Raw genomic sequence first — 17,219 nt, forward strand, 5'->3', positions numbered from 1 at the left:
CTGACACTGGGCGCCTCTGTCACCACTGGGGCTTTCCCATGATCAATAAGAGTTTGCTGGATCGCTTGGCGGCGCTGGATACCAATACGGTCTCCGATGCGCTCGACTTCCTCGGCCTGCCGGGTGCCACTGTTGGGCTGCGCCCCCTGTGGAACTGCCCAAAGATTGTCGGCCGCGCCAGCACCGTGCTGCTGGCTCCTAAGGCCGACAACGCCCCCACTGTGCACCTCATTACCCCCGTGGTGGAGCAGATCGATAGCGATGATCGTGTGCTGGTGATCGCCGGTGGAATCGAAGGCATCTCCTGCTGGGGCGATATCCTCGCCAATGCAGCGGCCAGCAAGAAAGTACGCGGCACCGTAATTGACGGTTTCAGCCGCGACATCGACGGCAGCGAGTCAATTGGCTACCCGGTTTATGGTCGCGGGGTGACCATGATCAGTGCCCGCAATCGGGTGGTTCAGATCGATGCCGCCGTCACCATCAACGTGGCCGACGTCGACGTCAGCGAGAACGACTATGTCATCGCCGATACCTGCGGCACCGTGTTCGTGCCCTCAGCCTATATCGAGAAAGTGCTCGACCTTGGCGAGCGTATTGCACGCCGCCAGGACGGTATGGTCGAGGCTGTTCGCAGCGGTCGCTCGGTAGCCGAAGTGATGCATGACACCCAATTCGAAGCGATCCACGTGGAGCACGCCTGATGAACATTGAAGACACAGAACTGGTCGCCTTGTTTGAAGGCCTGGACACCCCGGGTGTTTCCGATGCGCTGGACAAACTCGGCCTGCCCGGCCAATGCCTCGGTGTGGCGCCACTGGACAACTACAGCAGAGTCATCGTCGGTCCCGCTTTCACTGTGCAGTACGTGACGGCCAGCGTACCGCCCGGCACCGTGGGCGATTTCATCGACGACGTCGCGCCCGGCGACGTGGTGGTCATCGACAACGGCGGCCGTACTGACTGCACCGTCTGGGGCGACATCATGACCCAGTACGCCGGTACTCGGCAGATCGCTGCCACAGTCATCGATGGTGTTTGCCGTGACGTAAACAAAGCACTGGGCGATGGCTACCCGATCTTCAGCAAAGGCCGCTTTATGCGCACCGGCAAAGACCGCGTACAGGTTCAGTCGGTCAATCAGCCAGTGTCCATCGGCGCCACTCGAGTATGTGCCCGCGACATCGTCGTCGCCGACGCCAACGGCGCGGTGATCGTCCCCCGCGCTCGTGCCGCTGAAGTGGCGGCGTGTGCCCGTCAGATCGAATTGATCGAAGCCGACATTCGCGCCCTGATCGCTCAGGGCAAAACCCTTAAAGAAGCCCGGGCCGCACTGGGTTACCACAGCCTGCAGAGGAAAGTCTGATGACGATGCTCCCCCTCCCCCGGGATGCTTACGCACGGGCAAAAGTGCTGGGCAGTTCGACGCTGTATGAAGCATCTCATCTGCCTTGCGCGGTCGACAGCGCGATCCGCCCGATCTGGGACGGCGCCTTTATCTCCGCCCCCGCTTTCCCTCTGGAATGCTCGCCCGGCGACAACCTCGCCCTGCACCTGGCCATGGAACGTGTGCCCCGTGGCAGCGTGCTGGTCGTGGGCACGGGCAGCTTCATCGCCGGTTATTGGGGCGAAGTGCTGACCGTGGCGGCCGAAGCGGCTGGCGTGGTCGGGCTGGTGATCGATGGTGGCGTACGCGATATTGCGGCCCTGAAAAGACGCCAGTTCCCGGTGTTCGCCCGCGGCATTTCGCTCAAAGGCACAGTCAAGGCCAGTGCGCCTTCGGTGGGGCAGCCGTTCAATTTCAATGGTGCCTTCGTGACACAGGGCGACTGGGTGGTGGCCGACGATGATGGTGTGATCATCATTCCCAAAGCGGATGCCGCACGGACCCTGGCAGAAGGTGAAGCGCGGGCGGACAAGGAAGCGCAGATGATGCAGGCGTTGACCGAGGGCCGTTCGACCCTGGAACTGATGAACCTGACTGAGTGGAGAACTCGCGCATGAGCGACGATATCCAGCGTCTGAATCAGCGTCTAGCCAATGCGCAGCCGTCCGCGACTTACCGAATCATGGATCGGGTGGCAGAGCGCCGGGCGCAAGGCGCGAAAATTATTTCGTTGTGTGCCGGCGAGCCGGATTTCGATACGCCCAGGCATGTGCGTGAAGCGGCCATTCATGCCATTGAACACGGCCACACCCGCTACACCCAGGTCGCCGGTGTACGTTCACTGCGAGAAGCAGTGGCCGCCAAGTTCCGTCGTGAGAACGGTCTGGACGTTGCCTGGCAAGACACCCTTGTGTGCAACGGTGGCAAACAGGTGATCTACAACGCCTTGGCCGCGACCCTCAATGAGGGTGACGAAGTCATCGTGCCGGCGCCGTACTGGGTCAGTTACCCGGAGATGGTTCAATTGTGTGGTGGTGAAGCCCGAATCGTTACCTGCGAGGCCGACACTGGCTTCAAACTGACGCCCTCGGCGCTGGCCGCCGCGATCACACCGCAGACCCGCTGGTTGATCCTCAATTCGCCATCCAACCCGACCGGCGCGGTGTACAGCCAGGAAGAACTGCACGCCCTGGCTGAGGTGTTGTTGGCTCACCCTCACGTGCTGATTCTGGCCGATGACATCTATGAGCATCTGATTTTTGATGATCAAGCGTTCTACACCCTGGCTCAGGTTGAACCACGACTTGTACCTCGCACCCTGACCATGAACGGTGTGTCCAAGGCCTATGCCATGACCGGCTGGCGAATCGGTTTCGCCACAGGGCCGCGCTGGCTGCTGGAGGCCATGGAAAAGCTGCAAGGTCAGCAAACCTCTGGCGCCAGCGCTGTGTCGCAACAGGCCGCACTCGCCGCGCTGGAAGGTCCCAAGGATTTCATCCGTGAAAGCCGGGTAGCATTCCAGAGTCGTCGCGATTTGATGGTGGCGCTGCTGAACGACACCCCAGGTCTTGAATGCGTCAGTCCAGCCGGGGCGTTCTACGCGTTCGCTTCCTGTGCCGGATTGATCGGGCGTACCTCAGCGGGTGGCCGGGTACTGCACACCGACGAAGATGTCGCGCATGCACTGCTCGACGAAGCGGATGTGGCCGTAGTGCATGGTAGCGCTTTTGGTCTTGGCCCTTACATTCGCATCGCCTACGCTCTGGATGACGCTTCATTGCGCCGGGCGTGCGAGGCGATCCGGACCTTCTGCACCTCGCTACGTTAATCAGTTCCCTTCCCATAATGCGTGGCTATCGTCATTGCCTGGCTGGCCACGCATTTACGCGGTTCAACGCAAAGAATGCCCCGTATGACGCAGTCCGTCAGATTAAAATTCCAAAGAATGTGCTCGTAAACAAAATGGCATAATATGCCAACGGCCGGAAGAAACTGTTTACCGAAAGCTGGAGCTCATTATGGCAACTAGAAACGTTGTGCTCACCCCTCACCAGGAACAGGTTATTCATGACCTGGTGCAGTCTGGCCGTTATCAGAATGCCAGCGAAGTGATGCGAGAAGGTTTGCGTTTACTGGAGCAGCGCGTTGCCGAAGACACTGCCAAAATTGAGGCGCTGCGTCAGGCAACCTCTGTCGGCATCATGGATCTTGAACACGGGCGCTTTACTCAGCTGGACGAAGGTAATCTGGAGCACTACCTACAGGACTTGAGCCTGGAGGCCACCACCCTCGCGAGCGATAAACACTGAGCATGCCGCAGTATCGGATTTCCAACGCAGCGCGCGCCGACATAGTCGACATCCTCAGGCGCTACCAGACACAGTTCGGCGATCAAGCACGCCAGCGCTACCAGGCGCTGATCCTCACGGCGTTGCAAGCGCTTGCCAGCACGCCTTATCGCATTGGCAGCCACGACCGCGATGAGCTTGCACCGGGCCTTCGCAGCTATCATCTCACCTATTCACGCCAGCAGGCCAAGCATCCCCGTGGGACGGTCAAAAGCCCACGCCATATCGTCTTCTATCGTATGGTTAACGACGATCTGATCGAGGTTGTCCGACTTCTTCATGACGCCATGGAAGTGCAGTTGCACTTGCCTGATGACTGATCAGCGATCCAGGAACACAGACATGACTGGCCAGGAACAACGAAGGTGAGACGCTCCCTCTAGATCACAACCTCCCCCCAACGCTGCCAGCCGACTCGACAGCCAGTTGAAGCACGAGGTTCTAGGCCCGACTGGACTATCGAGATCCACGACCACAAGCACGATGTTCAACTTTACCCCGCACTTTTAACGCCGATTGCGTATCTAGACGCCTGGCATTGCGCCTCAACTTCCGATGGACACGTGGATTGATCACTCTGGCGAACAGCGCCATTCTATTTTTTCAAGCTGAAACTACTGTCCTAGAGCCTAGTCAGAATGTTTTTTGGCGACCCTGAGAGTCTTTAGGCGTCGCCTGGCAGGCTGTTCGGCTGATCATTTCTGGCTTTTCATAGGCCATGGAGATCCATCCACTTCCAGAGGATCGCTACATTGGGTGCAGGCGCTGCAACAGCGACTCGAGGGCTGTCAGCAGCAGGTCGTGGGCGCCCTGGCGCAGGCTGTCGAGCCAGTCGCCGACGGTGGCGGCGAACTCGGCCAGTGGCGTGACACCGACAACCGTTGGCCCATGATCACGCCGGTGTTCAAAAGCCCGCGAGGGCCCTTCTACCCCACAGATTGAAAATCCAAACGACCAACAAGCGATAACTGAATAGCAATCATTCATATTGACCGACGGTCAGTCGAACCCTATAGTTGCGCCCTCATTTCCTCCCGACCCGAAGGCTGCAATGAACTGCTCCCTCCATCTGGCTTCAAACTCATGCGCATCACAGTGCAAGCTGCGCGCTACTGTTCAGCGCTACACGGTGATCGCGACAACCGTGCTGGCAATCGGCGCGGGTGGCGCCCATGCAGAGCACGCGCAGCCGGGTGCCCAGCAAGGCGATGCGAGTTCGAACGAACCCGAGGTCGTCTACACCCTGCCGGCGCTCAACGTCACAGGGGATAGCCCTGCAACGGAGCACTATGGCGCGGTTAACGGTTATGTTGCCGAGGCCTCGCGGGTGGGTACCAAAACCGACACGCCGATCCTGGAGACGCCGCAATCGATCTCGGTGGTGACCCGCCAGCAGATGGATCTGCAACAGCCAGCCAGCACCAGTGCGGCGTTGCGTTACACCGCAGGTGCTACGAGTGAGAAATTTGGCGGGTTTGGCGACTACATCGACCTGACGCGAATTCGCGGGGTGGATGCGGACTACTACCTGGATGGGCTGCGAATCATCAGCAACGCGGGCAGCTGGTTGCCGCAAATCGATCCCTACACCCTGGAGCGTGTGGAAGTGCTGCGCGGCCCCTCCGCGTCGATCTATGGCCAGGGCACTGGCGGTGGCATCGTCAATCAGGTCAGCCGCAAACCTCAAGTCGAGGCTTCGCATGAACTGAACATCCAATACGGCAGTTTTGACCGCAAACATATCGGCTTCGACACCACTGGGCCGGTCAACGAAGACCACACCCTGCTCTACCGTTTTACCGCAAGCGGGCTGGACAGCAATGGCCAGGTCGAAGACGTGCACCACGAGCGGCTGTACCTGGCGCCCTCGTTGACCTGGTTGCCGAACGGGCGCACCTCATGGACGCTGATGGCGACCCATGCCCGTGAGCCGGACCTGCCCAACTACAACAGTCTCCCGGCAGCCGTACTGGGGTTGAACAACAGCCCCTACCCGCAGATCAAGCGTCGCAGGAACTTCACCGACATGAATTTCGAAGGCTCTTCACGCCGGCAGAATTCGCTGAGTTCCCTGTTTGAACATGAGCTTGCCGACGGCTGGACCTTCACCAGCAATGCCCGCTACATGTACATCGACTCGGACCTGCAGCGAGGCATTGTCTACGGGTATCAGGCAGTGGATGGCAGGCCGCAGCTCAAGGGCACGTATGAGCAGACATCGGCAAAGGTGAACACCCTGTCCCTGGACAACAACCTGCGCGGCGATATTGAACTTGGCCCCACGACGCATACCGTGCTGGTCGGGGTCGACTATTCGAAAGGGACTGTAAAGAACGACCTGTACAGCGTTGGTCCTGTGCTGTTCGACCCTTACGGCTCCCACTATCGACCCAACATTACCCCCGATTTCACCGCAAGCCGTGCGGCGCCATGGCGCGTCAAACAAGCCCTCACCCGAGAAGGAATCTACCTTCAGGACCAGATTGCCTACGACCACTGGCGCCTGACACTCAGCGCGCGGCACGACTGGTCAAAAACCGATGACCAGACCAACAGCTATTCCGCAACATCGCGCACCACCCACCAGTACGACAAGAAGTGGAGCGGCCGTGCAGGGCTGAGTTATCAGTTCGATGGGGGCCTTGCGCCCTATATCAGCTACTCCACCTCCTTCGATCCGCTGCTGGGCAGCGACTACAAGGGTGATACGTTCATTCCCGTAGAGTCCAGGCAGACCGAACTGGGCATCAAGTACCATCCGCAAAACTCGAAGACGCTGCTGAGTGCAGCGGTTTTCCAGCTCAACCAGACCAACGTCAAGACCAGTGACGCCGACCACCTTGGCTTCAGCAACCAGGCGGGCGAGGTGCGTACCCGTGGCCTGGACCTTCAGGCCACAACCGAAATCGCTGAAAACACCCACCTGATCGCCAGCTACACCTACCTCGACAATGCGCTGATCAAGGACAGCCGCTACCAGGGCAAGCAACTGGTGCAGACACCTGAGCACAGCGCCGCGGTGTGGCTGGACTACCTGATTGACAGTGGCCCGCTCGCCGGTCTCCAGCTGGGCGGCGGGGTTCGCTACCTGGGTGAAACCTATGGCGACCCCTCCAACACGTTCAAGGTGCCTGACGCCACGCTGGTGGACATGGCACTGAACTACGACCTGGGGCGCCTGCTTGGCGAATGGAAAGGTTCGACGGTGGCGCTCAATGTGAGCAACCTTGCCAACACACAATACGTGGCCAGTTGCAGTTCGCAGATGTACTGCTTCATCGGGCAGGATCGCACCGTCACTGCCTCCCTGAACTACCGGTGGTGAGCGGCGTGCACAACGGTCTCAGTTCCCGGCGCGAGGTGCTGCGTGGCCTCCTGGGCGCCGGTGTTGTATTTGCCACCTGCGGCCCGGCGGCGGCCAGCCGATCCGCCCAGGTCATCGAGGACATCGCCGGGCGCAGCGTGCGCGTCGACACCCCGGTTCGCCGTATCCTGCTGGGTGATGGGCCCCTGGCCTACGTGGTGGCATTGCTGCGCCCGAATGATCCTTTCAGCAATGTCGTGGGCTGGGGCGACAACTTTCGCGCCGCCGACCTGGATGGCTACCGGGCGTACCTGCGCAGGTTTCCCGAAATTGCCCGCATCCCCTCCTTTCCCAGTACCACGCTGGACTCGATCGGCAGCGAGCTGGCCATCTCGCTGGAGCCTGACGTGCTGGTGATGAACCTGAGCTCCAAGCCCGCAGCCGAGTCTTCTGGACTGATGGCGCGACTGGCCCAGGTGGGGATTCCCGTTGTATTTGTCGACTTCCGAACCCGGATGTTCGGCAACACTACTCGCAGTATCGAAATATTCGGGGCGCTGCTCGGGCGGCCGGACCGCGCAGCGGCGTTCCTGGCCTTCCGACAGCAGCAGATCGAACGGGTAACGCAGCCATTGGCGTCGGTGCGCTCCAGGCCGAGCGTGATGATCGAACGCGCGGCAGGCCTGTACGACGATTGCTGCCTGACCTACGGGGACGGCAACTTCGGAGAGCTGGTGGCCGCCGCAGGTGGCGACAACCTGGGCAGCTCTTTTCTGCATGGCACGTTTGGCACCTTGCACCCCGAACAAGTGATTGCGTCGGACCCGGACGTGGTGATTGTCACGGGTGCCAACTGGTCCCTGTACTCGCCCGCCGGCGACTGGGTCAACCTGGGGCCCGGTGCAGCCCCTGCCGAGGGGCAGGCCCGCCTGGGCCGCCTGATGCGTCGGCCCGCCTATCGAGCACTGCGGGCGGTCACGACGCGGCAGGTGCATGCGATCTGGCACCCGTTCTACGACAACCCCTATTACTTCATCGCCTTGCAGCGGATCGCCAAGTGGCTGCACCCGGAGCTGTTCGCCTCACTCGACCCGGATGCAACCTTTCGCGAGTTGCATGCGCGTTTCCTTCCCGTTCCCTATCAACCTGGCTATTGGCTCAGCCTGGATGGAGCCTGTGCATGACTGAATCGATAACCCGCTCACCCACCGCGGCACTCGCCGAGGGCCGCCTTGTGTATCAGCGCCTGGCCAGGCGACGCCTGACCCTGCTGGTCGGTATCGCTGTACTGACGGTGATGTGTTTCCTGCTCGACCTTTCGATAGGCCAGGCACGCTTCAGTGCGTTGCAGGTGATGCACGCCTTGTGGGACAACGATGCAGCCTTGGCGATTCGCGTGATCGTGTGGGAAATCCGGCTACCGGTAGCACTGACGGCCCTGGTGGTCGGCGCCAGCCTGGCGCTGGCAGGCGTGCAGATGCAGACCGTGCTCGGCAACCCCCTGGCGAGCCCGTTTACCCTGGGCCTGTCGGCGGCAGCCAGTTTCGGCGCGGCGCTTGGCTTGATCCTGGGCGTCAGCGTGCTGCCGGCATCGGCGGTTGCCTTCGCGGTCCCGGTCAATGCGTTTCTGCTCTCGATGGCTACCGCGCTGTTCATCCACCATTTGAGCCGCAAGCGCGGTATCACCACCGAAATGATCGTGCTGCTGGGCACGACCCTGGTGTTCACGTTCACAGCGCTGCTGGAAGCCCTGCAGTACGTGGCACCCGATCAGGCCCTGTCGGCCGTGGTGTTCTGGACCATGGGCAGCCTTTCGCGAAGCAACTGGCTCAAGCTGGGCATCATGAGTGTGGTGCTGCTAGCCGTGGCCGTGGCGTTCGCTCGCCAGGCCTGGGCATTGACCGCCCTGCGCCTGGGTGAAGCCCGCGCCACCAGCCTGGGTGTTCCCGTGGCCCGCCTGCGGCTGCGCGGCATCCTGCTCGCCAGCCTGCTGGCCTCGGTGTGTGTTTCGTTCGTCGGCACCATCGGCTTCGTGGGCCTGGTAGGCCCGCATATCGCGCGCATGCTGGTGGGCGAAGACCAACGCTTCCTGCTGCCGGCCAGCGCCCTTTGCGGGGCATTGATGTTGTCTGCGGCCTCGGTCCTGAGCAAATCCCTGGTGGCGGGGCAAACCCTTCCGATTGGTATCGTCACCTCCTTGGTCGGCGTACCGCTGTTCTTCACGCTGATTCTACGGGCCCGACAACGGTGACGGATTTACTGAATGTTCGCGATGTATCGGCCGCGTTCGGTACACGCAAGGTGCTGCAGGGTGTCAACTTCGGCCCGTTGCGTACGGGCAGCGTCACGGCGCTGCTGGGGTCCAACGCCGCCGGCAAGTCCACGTTGCTGCGCCGAATGGCCGGCGAACTGCAGGGCGGCGGGACGGTGGAGATAGCCGCAAAAGCTGTCGAGGCCTGGCCTGTGCATCACCGCAACCGGCCGGCCCACGTGCCACAGGACATTTCGGCAGGCTCCTCGCTGCGGGTGTTCGAGGCAGTACTGCTGGCCAGCAAGCAAGGCAGTGGCTGGTCGGTCGAGGGCCAGGAGATGGACGCTGTGACCCACATGCTGCAGACCCTGGAAATCAATGCGCTGGCAGACCGGGAGCTGGCGGCGCTCAGTGGAGGGCAACGCCAGCTGGTGTCCATTGCCCAGGCGCTGATACGCCAGCCTCGCGTGCTGTTGCTGGACGAGCCCACCAGCGCCCTGGACCTGCAAAACCAGTTCGAGGTGCTTGACCTGCTGCGCCGGCTGGCGCTGGAGCGATCCATGTGCGTGGTGATGGCCATCCATGACATCAACCACGCGTTGCGCTTTACCGACCATGTGGTGGTGATCCACCAGGCAAAGGTGCATGCAAGCGGCCCACCGCTGGAGATATTGACCCCTGCCCTGCTCAAGACAGTGTATGGCGTGCAGGCGCGGCTGGAGCGCTGCTCGCAGGGGCAGCCCTTTCTGGTGGTGGACCGCTCGACACGACAATCGCTGAACAGAGGGCTACCTGATGACTGAATCGCAACGCCAACTCATCCTGCTTGCGATGCCAAGCGTGCATGCCGGCGCCTGGCGCTATCCGGGTGCACAGCCAGGCTTTCAGTCGAGCTTCGAGCACATGAAAGGGTTCGCGCAAACCCTGGAGCAAGGTTGCTTCGACGGCCTGTTCCTGCCCGACTCGCTGGCCCTGCGCGACGCACCTGTCGAATCACTGATGCGCAGCCACAGCGTTGCCACGCTCGACCCCCTGACCCTGCTTCCCGCGCTGGCGGCGGTAACCCGGTATATCGGCTTGATAGCAACGGCCAGCACCACCTACAACGAGCCGTACATGCTGGCGCGCCGGCTGGCTTCGCTTGACCTGATCAGCGCGGGGCGATGCGGCTGGAACCTGGTGACCTCAAGCAACCCTAACGAGGCCGCCAATTTCGGCAAGGACCCACACATGGCCCATGCCGACCGGTACCTGCGGGCACGGGAATTCTGCGACGTGATGGATGGGCTATGGGAAAGCTGGGATGAGGATGCCTTTTGCCGGGATGCACAAAGCGGTCTCTATTTCGACCCGCAAAAGCTGCACGTACTCGACCATCAGGGCGCCAGCTTCTCGGTCCGTGGCCCGCTCAACGTTGCCCGGCCCATCCAGGCACGACCGGTCATCGTGCAGGCCGGCGCATCCGAGGCAGGGCGAGCGATCGCCGCTCAAACGGCAGAAGTGGTCTTCACCTACCAGACCGACCTGCCCTCGGCGCAACACTTCTATGCGAACATGCAATCCAGGGCGGCTGCAGCCAAGCGTACGGCGGACTTGAAGATCATCCCTGCGGTTTTTGTGGTGCTCGGGGACAGCCTCGCGCAGGCGCAGGAGAAAAGACAGCTGCTGGACGACCTGGTCGACGACCAGAGCAGCCTGGCAACCTTGTCGATTGCGTTGGGGCACGACATAACCCCCTACGACAGGAACGGCCCGCTACCGCCGATGCCTGCGAGCAACGCCAGCAAGAGTGGCCGGGACAGGCTGGTCGAACTGGCACGGCGAGAGCAGTTGAGCATTCTTGCACTGGCTCGGCGTGTGTGCGGCTACCAGGGCCTGGAAATGGTCGGTACCGCAGCAATGGTCGCAGACCAGATGCAACTGTGGCTGGACAATCGCGCAGCGGATGGCTTCAACGTCATGTTCTCCCACCTGCCTGGCGGGGCCACCGCGTTCGTTGAGCAGGTGGTTCCCGAGTTGCAACGGCGCAAGCTGCTCAGGCAACACTACAGCGGCGCCACGTTGCGCGAGCACCTGGGGCTGAAAACGCCCCAGCCAGGCTACTCACGCCATCGGGCGCGGTGAGATCAACGGGCGGTGACGGCGGGCGACAACATGCGCAGGCAAGCCTGCGCTACCGCTTGTGCAAAGGGGGCGCAATCCTTCGCCTGGGTGGCGATGATGTCATCGGTCGCGCCATGCACACCTGAGTAGATCAGCAATGCCACGACCCTGGGGTGTTCCGGCGCCCATACACCGGCCGCCTTGCCGCCGTCGATGATCTCCAGCAGTTGATCGAGGATGGCGTTTTTCGCCTGATTGGCTCGATCGTGATGGTGGTGATTGGTGTAGACGATATCGTGCGTGCGAAAAGTTGCCACATAGGTTTCGACATTGGCGTGAATCCACACGCGCAGCCGCTCAGCCCAGTCATCCGGCGCGCACTGCGCCATTGCCTTTTCCAGGCTGAGCATGAACTGCTCGGTGTAGCGCCTGCCAAGCGCTTCGAGCATTTCGTTCTTGGAGGCGAAGTAATGGTAGAAGGTGCCCTTGGCAACCTGCGCGGCTTCGACGATTTCGTTGATCGTCGTAGCCTCGACCCCTTGTGCAAGGAACAGCGTCTCGGCCGCGGCCATCAACTCGTCAAGGCGTACCTCGGCAGGCTTTGTCCTGGGACGGGCAGCCATCTTGGCCGGCAACGCGTTGGCGGGTGCTTTAACTTTCATCGGCTCGTTCACACATTTGGGCAAATAAAACCAGTTTAAAGGACAGATCCTCCAGAGGCACCCTGTTCTGCCTTGCCACGCTGACCTACGGGCTGATTGCAGTTGGCGAGCAGGGTTTGAACGGGGTGGCAGCACGGGCTGCGCTTGCGCTTTCGCTGCTCGGGCCTGTGCTGTTCCTGGGGGTGGAAACCTGCGCAAAACGACCATTGCTGTCGCTGGCGTTGAATCGAGCAGCTCACCTGCAATCTCGGCGCTTTACGTGCCGGCGATGGAGCATGGGGTCCATGTCGCGATGCTCGCCTGTGGGCTTGCCAGTGCAACGGCAATGCTTCTTCTTTTTCGGTACGGGCCGACGAAAAGTGCGACTTAGGGTGGTATTGGATACTTAACGCCCAACGACCGCGCCTGTCAGGCAAATGCGGATGAGTGATTACTCACAAAGGCTGGCTTCATGCTTCAGCGCAGTGCACACCGCCACGTTGAGGGTCACGAACTCGTCCCAGCTGTAATGCTGGGCAAAACGCTGCGCGTATAGACGATCCACTCGGCAGATGTCAGGGCGCTCTTCGTAAATGCTGCACCCCTTCTGCACGGCATCGTAATGCTTGCACGTGCCATCGCCACGATCCAGGCCGCGGGTTTCGACAGACTGGTCAACACGCTGGCAGCACAAGCCGCATTGGTTGCAGGGGAACAGGGAACGCTGTGAAACCATCGTGGACATGCAGACCTTGCAGCGCCTTGAAGCGACCGGGTTGGCAAAAAAAGTGCCCACGCCAGGCGTGGGCATGGCTACTTCAGGCGCGGATCAGCGCCTGAGCGCAATCAAGCGACAGGCGCATCCAGGCCGGCTTTCTTGCCGTTGGCGACCTGGCTGACGTCCTTGATGCGTTTTTCGGTGGCCAGCACCAGGTTGCCATCGGTATCCAGGATCGGGGTATCGATCATGGCCTTGAGCAGTTGCGCGAACTTGACCGAACCGAATACCACGCTCTTGCTGTGGTCCGCGTAGGCACGGTAGTCGACACCCTGCTGCTCGATGACGGTTTTCAGCTCGCTCACTGCGCGGCGCAGTTGCGAACTGACGTTGGAGAAGGTTTTGTTGGCCAGCGTGGTGACCTGGTCGATGGCGTGCAGCTTGTCGGTCAGCAGCTTGGCTTCGTCGCGGATGGTGCGGGCCTGCTCCATGTTGCTGCGCGCCGTGTTCAGCGCCTCTTCGCCCTTGTTGCCCAGCACATGGCCGAAGATGGCCAGCGCAGGGCCGGCAACGATGCCACCGAGCACCATCATGCCGCCTGCCATGCCGTAGCCGCCGGCAGCCAGCGAGCCGCCGCCCAGCCAGGCCAGCGTGGCGTTGGTCGCAGCCACGCCACCCAGCGAAGAAATCGCCGTGCCGGTGCTGGCGGTGGCCAGCAGCATGGTGCCGTTATAGGCACCGAAGGCCAGCGCCGCGCCACCGCTCAGGCCTGCGCCCAGGCCCAGCCCGGCGTCCTGCAGCGCTTTGTAGTCCTGGCGCAGGCCGGTCAGGGTCTTGCTGGTGAAGTCACCCGCATTGAGCTTGTCCAGCTCAGGGCTTTGCGACAGTTCGACGTTCTTGATGCGCTCGAAGGTGGTGATGAAATCGGCGACCACCCCGTTGAATGCGCGCAGCTTGCGCTGGCCGTAGTCTTCCAGAGTGCTGTTGGTGGTCTTGCGCTGCTCTTCAATTTCCTCGTTGGCCGTGTTGACAAGGGTGCGAGCGTCTTCGTTGAGGTCACTGGCATTGCTGTGGTCGATGGCGCCGCTGACGCCTTTGACTGCACCGTAGATACCGGCAATGGCGGCGGCACCGATAAGCAGGGGAAGTGGCATGATGTGGTCCTTACTCAAGCACGATGGAGAGGGTTTTGTTGACTTCCTTGTTCAGTACTTCTGCGCGTTCCAGGAGGTCGTCGAAAATGAAGTCTTCAAGCTTGTGGTGTTGTTGAAACTCTTTGAGCAGCGCCCATTCGATGCTGGAAATATTGCCGTCACGCAGGGCCACCAGCAGCAGTTCGAACAGCATCACTTTCGGCACGGAGGGTTGCTCGGCCTTCTTGTCCTTGAGCAATTCCTTGAGCACGGTCTTGGCCGCCTGAGCACGGGATTCCGGGCGCTCTACCTGGGTGATCGGGAACGTCTTGGTCACCTCGACAAGGCGTGTACCGATGTCACCGGTGGCCAGGAACATGCGCAGCGCCGGCGATACCGAAGATGAAATGCCGGCAGCCTGTTCCAGGTCTGCGATCAGCTCGCGCTCGTGCTCGCCCTCCTCGATCGTCAGTTCTTTGAGATCGGTGTCGGAGGTGAGCTCGGCGGAGGTCTTGCCATCCCACAGCAGCGGTTTGTCGGAAAGCGCCAGCAGCTTTGCCAGGTCGATCAGGTGTTTTTTGTCCGGTGTGGACAGGAGCTTGATCAGCATCAACGGGGTGTCCTTGTTCCTTGGAGGAATTGTTCAGGTAAGCAATCGGTTTACAGGACCAGCGCGCTGTCGCTGTCCATGAAGCTGTCAAACTCGTCCTGGGTCTGGAACTGCAGCTTTTTGCCCAGCAGCGTGGCATACGTGTTGATTGCCGCGGCGACATCGTCAGCACTGACGCTGCCGATTGCGTTGACCATGGAGAACAGCTGCTGTGTTTCTTTCTGCAGTTGTGGGATTTCGCTGCGGGTGAAGTCATCCAGCGCCGCCTGCTCTGCAGCAATGCGCTCGCGGGCAGCGCCCTGGATCGCACGGGTGCGCTCCAACTGGGCACGGGAAAGTTCCACACCGCGGGCAGCGTCCAGGGCAGCCTGGTAAAACAGCGAAGACAGGGTGTAGCCGATCATGCCGCCCACGGCGGCGCCGACGAAGGGGATGGGAATGGCAATCTGGCCGACGGTCGCCATCATGCTGCTGGCAAGCATGCCCGAGCCTTTTTTCGCCGACTTCGGCAAGCAACTGCGCTTCGCTGATTTCGCCCGTGACATAGCGTGTGATCGAGCTGCCCAGCGACAGGCAGACGCTCACCGCCATGGCCGGTGCGTTGGTGTTGGCCAGGTTGCGCAGGGTCACGTTGCCCGACTGCTGCATGCCGCCCTTGAGCGCCGAACCCACAAACGCAGTGCCATAGCCGAGCGCGCCGGCCTTGGCGGTGTCGGTGGCCAGTGCCAATGCGGCATCGGCGACGTCCTGCTTGCCCTGGGCCACGGCGAACATATTGTGCAGGGCAGAAATACTGGCGCCGACCATCGCACCATACTTGGCACCTTCAACACCCGCGCGGTGGCTGGTGCGGGCGATGTCCATGGCCGTGGCCAGCTCGGGGTGCTCACGGTAGAAAATGGCCTCCTTGGTGGTCAGCCCGCTGTCCTTGACGTTGTCGGCCAACTGCTCGTAGTTGTCGGCGTCACGGCGCAGCTTGGCCGCCACCTCGGGCTTGCCTGCCGCGTCGACCTTGGCGGCCTGCTCGCGCAGCGCCAGGGCCTTTTCATGGCAATGGGCCGCTGCACCTTCGAACTGCTCAGACGGCAGCTCGAGCTTGCCCCCGCGGTAGCGGGCGAACTTGCTGTTCTCGCTGGCGATGTCGTCGAGCAACTGGTCACGGTTGCCCACGAACTTCATCTGCGACTGCGTGCCTTCGATGATCTGCCCATCGAGGATCTGCACACGGTCCACCACGTTATGGTTCCTGCCGTACTGGGCTAGGTCGTCACTGCGCGAGGTACGCACTTTCGAGCCGCTGATGATGGCATCGGCGTTGTCACGACTGGTGGTGGCCACCTCCGCCGAGTAGCCGGCTTGTTGCTTGATGTTCTGCTTGGCGTACAGCGGGTCAGCGTTGACTTTGTGCTTTGCGATGTCGGCCAGGCCCTTGGCAAAGCGCTGCCCGGTTTCGTTATCGACGCCGGTGAAGCCTTTGATGTACTCGGCGTTGGCACTGCCGAAGCGGCTGACGGTTTCGCTGGTGGAAAGCGCCGTCACGCTCTGAATGATGTCGCGCTGGATCTCGTCAAGGTTGTTCGATTCATGCGCAGTGGACGGCTTGGGCACATCAAGTTTCATGGTTGGATTTCCTGGCAGCCGAGGGTGTGGTTGACAATAGAAGAAGGTTCGGCCAACGGCTGCGCATACAGCGCCTGCGCCTGCGCAAGCCGGGTGCGGATGGACTGGGCCCAGCAGTGCGGCGCCTGCAGGCGAACGTTTTCGCCCAGCCCATACAACCACCACAGCGTCTCCTGGTCGTCAGGTACGGTGGCGCTCACGCGCTGCCACTCGGTGCCCTGCAGCGGCTCCAGGCGTTGGTCGGGAGCCAGCGGCGTTTCGCTCAACAGCCAGGCGATCTGCGGGGAAATGTCGGCGATCAACGCGACGCGCGCGACCGGCCCTGGGCTGTTGAACCCGCCACCTTGGACGTAATCGTCGATATCGAAGCCATGTGCCGATTGAGCCGCAGCGTCCAGGCACGTGACCTGCCGGATGCGATGCAGCGCGAACTGACGTGCGTCGCTGTAACCGTCGACCACGGCAATCAGGTAGCTGATGGAGTGACGCGCGACGATACCCACCGGGTGCAGGCACAGCGTCTTCACCTGGCCCTTGCTGCGACTGAGGTACTGCACGTGCAGTTGGCGCCTGTCGAGCAGCGCGTCGGCGACGTGCGACCAGATGGCGGGGTCCACTTCGGCAGGCTGCAGTGCCTTGCCGTTGGGCACCACGCGCACGCAATCGGTCCACTGCGCAAGGTGGTTATGCTGCAACGCCTTGAGCTGGCGGTGCGCCAGGTCGAAGTGCGGCATCAACAGCTTCATCACACTGGGCGGAATCAATTTGCCCAGATGGTTCTGGGCCAAGACGAACGCCAGCGCTGTGGGCGTGTCCAGCGCCGGGTAGTCGAAATACGGGGTGTTGCTGGGGAAGCTCCAGCGGTAGGGCTTGCGGCTTTCATCGCAAAGCAACGGGAAGTCCAGCGCCAAACGCCCTGTCAGGTCACGTTGCAGCGTGCGGGGGTCGAAGTCGAAACGCTCACGCTTGAGGCGCTCGAACAATTCGCTCGTCGTGATGCTTTTCGGCTCGCGGGGGATCAGCCGCAGCAAGGCCAAGTGCCTGAACAGCCTGTCTTTGGGATCTGACATGCAACCGTGCTCAATCAACCTTGATGATAGTTCG

The 17,219-nt window shown here is 61.5% G+C and carries 18 protein-coding genes; 11 read left to right on the top strand and 7 right to left on the bottom strand.

The window, feature by feature from the left end:
- Positions 1 to 38: 38 nt before the first annotated feature.
- The 11 genes from KUO17_RS11670 (at position 39) to KUO17_RS11720 (ending at position 11,414) form a co-directional block, all read left to right on the top strand.
- On the top strand, positions 39 to 704 hold the full coding sequence (locus KUO17_RS11670; protein WP_217975715.1) for an RraA family protein: 666 nt from the start codon (positions 39 to 41) through the stop codon (positions 702 to 704).
- Positions 704 to 1,366 (top strand): RraA family protein, encoded by a 663-nt coding sequence (locus KUO17_RS11675; protein WP_217975716.1) that lies wholly within the window; start codon positions 704 to 706, stop codon positions 1,364 to 1,366. The genes KUO17_RS11670 and KUO17_RS11675 overlap by 1 nt, the downstream gene beginning before the upstream one ends.
- Complete coding sequence (locus KUO17_RS11680; RefSeq protein ID WP_217975717.1) at positions 1,366 to 2,004, top strand: RraA family protein; 639 nt, start codon at positions 1,366 to 1,368, stop codon at positions 2,002 to 2,004. The genes KUO17_RS11675 and KUO17_RS11680 overlap by 1 nt, the downstream gene beginning before the upstream one ends.
- Complete coding sequence (locus tag KUO17_RS11685; protein ID WP_217975718.1) at positions 2,001 to 3,215, top strand: pyridoxal phosphate-dependent aminotransferase; 1,215 nt, start codon at positions 2,001 to 2,003, stop codon at positions 3,213 to 3,215. Before KUO17_RS11680 ends, KUO17_RS11685 begins: the two co-directional genes overlap by 4 nt.
- 190 nt (positions 3,216 to 3,405) lie before the next feature.
- Entirely contained in the window at positions 3,406 to 3,696 is a 291-nt protein-coding gene (locus tag KUO17_RS11690) for a type II toxin-antitoxin system ParD family antitoxin (RefSeq protein ID WP_217975719.1), read from the top strand.
- 2 nt (positions 3,697 to 3,698) lie between these two features.
- On the top strand, positions 3,699 to 4,055 hold the full coding sequence (locus KUO17_RS11695; RefSeq protein WP_217975720.1) for a type II toxin-antitoxin system RelE/ParE family toxin: 357 nt from the start codon (positions 3,699 to 3,701) through the stop codon (positions 4,053 to 4,055).
- 809 nt (positions 4,056 to 4,864) lie between these two features.
- Positions 4,865 to 7,060, top strand: coding sequence for a TonB-dependent siderophore receptor (locus KUO17_RS11700; RefSeq protein WP_217975721.1), 2,196 nt, complete (start codon positions 4,865 to 4,867; stop codon positions 7,058 to 7,060).
- Between the two features lie 5 nt (positions 7,061 to 7,065).
- Complete coding sequence (locus KUO17_RS11705) at positions 7,066 to 8,223, top strand: ABC transporter substrate-binding protein (RefSeq protein WP_341869610.1); 1,158 nt, start codon at positions 7,066 to 7,068, stop codon at positions 8,221 to 8,223.
- On the top strand, positions 8,220 to 9,290 hold the full coding sequence (locus tag KUO17_RS11710; protein ID WP_217975722.1) for a FecCD family ABC transporter permease: 1,071 nt from the start codon (positions 8,220 to 8,222) through the stop codon (positions 9,288 to 9,290). Before KUO17_RS11705 ends, KUO17_RS11710 begins: the two co-directional genes overlap by 4 nt.
- Positions 9,287 to 10,093 (top strand): ABC transporter ATP-binding protein, encoded by an 807-nt coding sequence (locus KUO17_RS11715; RefSeq protein ID WP_217975723.1) that lies wholly within the window; start codon positions 9,287 to 9,289, stop codon positions 10,091 to 10,093. Before KUO17_RS11710 ends, KUO17_RS11715 begins: the two co-directional genes overlap by 4 nt.
- Positions 10,086 to 11,414, top strand: a complete 1,329-nt coding sequence (locus KUO17_RS11720; RefSeq protein WP_217975724.1) for an LLM class flavin-dependent oxidoreductase — start codon at positions 10,086 to 10,088, stop codon at positions 11,412 to 11,414. Before KUO17_RS11715 ends, KUO17_RS11720 begins: the two co-directional genes overlap by 8 nt.
- 2 nt (positions 11,415 to 11,416) lie before the next feature.
- On the opposite strand, the gene KUO17_RS11725 is transcribed toward KUO17_RS11720, so the two are convergent.
- From KUO17_RS11725 to KUO17_RS11750, 7 genes are all read right to left on the bottom strand, one after another.
- Entirely contained in the window at positions 11,417 to 12,055 is a 639-nt protein-coding gene (locus KUO17_RS11725; RefSeq protein ID WP_217975786.1) for a TetR/AcrR family transcriptional regulator, read from the bottom strand.
- Between the two features lie 430 nt (positions 12,056 to 12,485).
- Positions 12,486 to 12,845: a YkgJ family cysteine cluster protein gene (locus KUO17_RS11730; protein WP_341869613.1), complete on the bottom strand. Its 360-nt coding sequence runs from the start codon at positions 12,843 to 12,845 to the stop codon at positions 12,486 to 12,488.
- A gap of 35 nt (positions 12,846 to 12,880) precedes the next feature.
- Positions 12,881 to 13,906, bottom strand: a complete 1,026-nt coding sequence (locus KUO17_RS11735; protein WP_217975725.1) for a hypothetical protein — start codon at positions 13,904 to 13,906, stop codon at positions 12,881 to 12,883.
- A gap of 10 nt (positions 13,907 to 13,916) precedes the next feature.
- Positions 13,917 to 14,495: a hypothetical protein gene (locus KUO17_RS11740; protein WP_217975726.1), complete on the bottom strand. Its 579-nt coding sequence runs from the start codon at positions 14,493 to 14,495 to the stop codon at positions 13,917 to 13,919.
- 50 nt (positions 14,496 to 14,545) lie between these two features.
- Positions 14,546 to 14,839, bottom strand: a complete 294-nt coding sequence (locus tag KUO17_RS26640; RefSeq protein WP_255263539.1) for a hypothetical protein — start codon at positions 14,837 to 14,839, stop codon at positions 14,546 to 14,548.
- On the bottom strand, positions 14,748 to 16,115 hold the full coding sequence (locus tag KUO17_RS11745) for a hypothetical protein (protein WP_255263540.1): 1,368 nt from the start codon (positions 16,113 to 16,115) through the stop codon (positions 14,748 to 14,750). The genes KUO17_RS26640 and KUO17_RS11745 overlap by 92 nt, the downstream gene beginning before the upstream one ends.
- Positions 16,112 to 17,185, bottom strand: coding sequence for a helix-turn-helix transcriptional regulator (locus KUO17_RS11750; RefSeq protein ID WP_217975727.1), 1,074 nt, complete (start codon positions 17,183 to 17,185; stop codon positions 16,112 to 16,114). Before KUO17_RS11750 ends, KUO17_RS11745 begins: the two co-directional genes overlap by 4 nt.
- Between the last annotated feature and the right edge of the window lie 34 nt (positions 17,186 to 17,219).

Origin of the sequence: Pseudomonas aegrilactucae (genome assembly GCF_019168305.1) — a bacterium.
GTDB classification, from domain to species: domain Bacteria; phylum Pseudomonadota; class Gammaproteobacteria; order Pseudomonadales; family Pseudomonadaceae; genus Aquipseudomonas; species Aquipseudomonas aegrilactucae.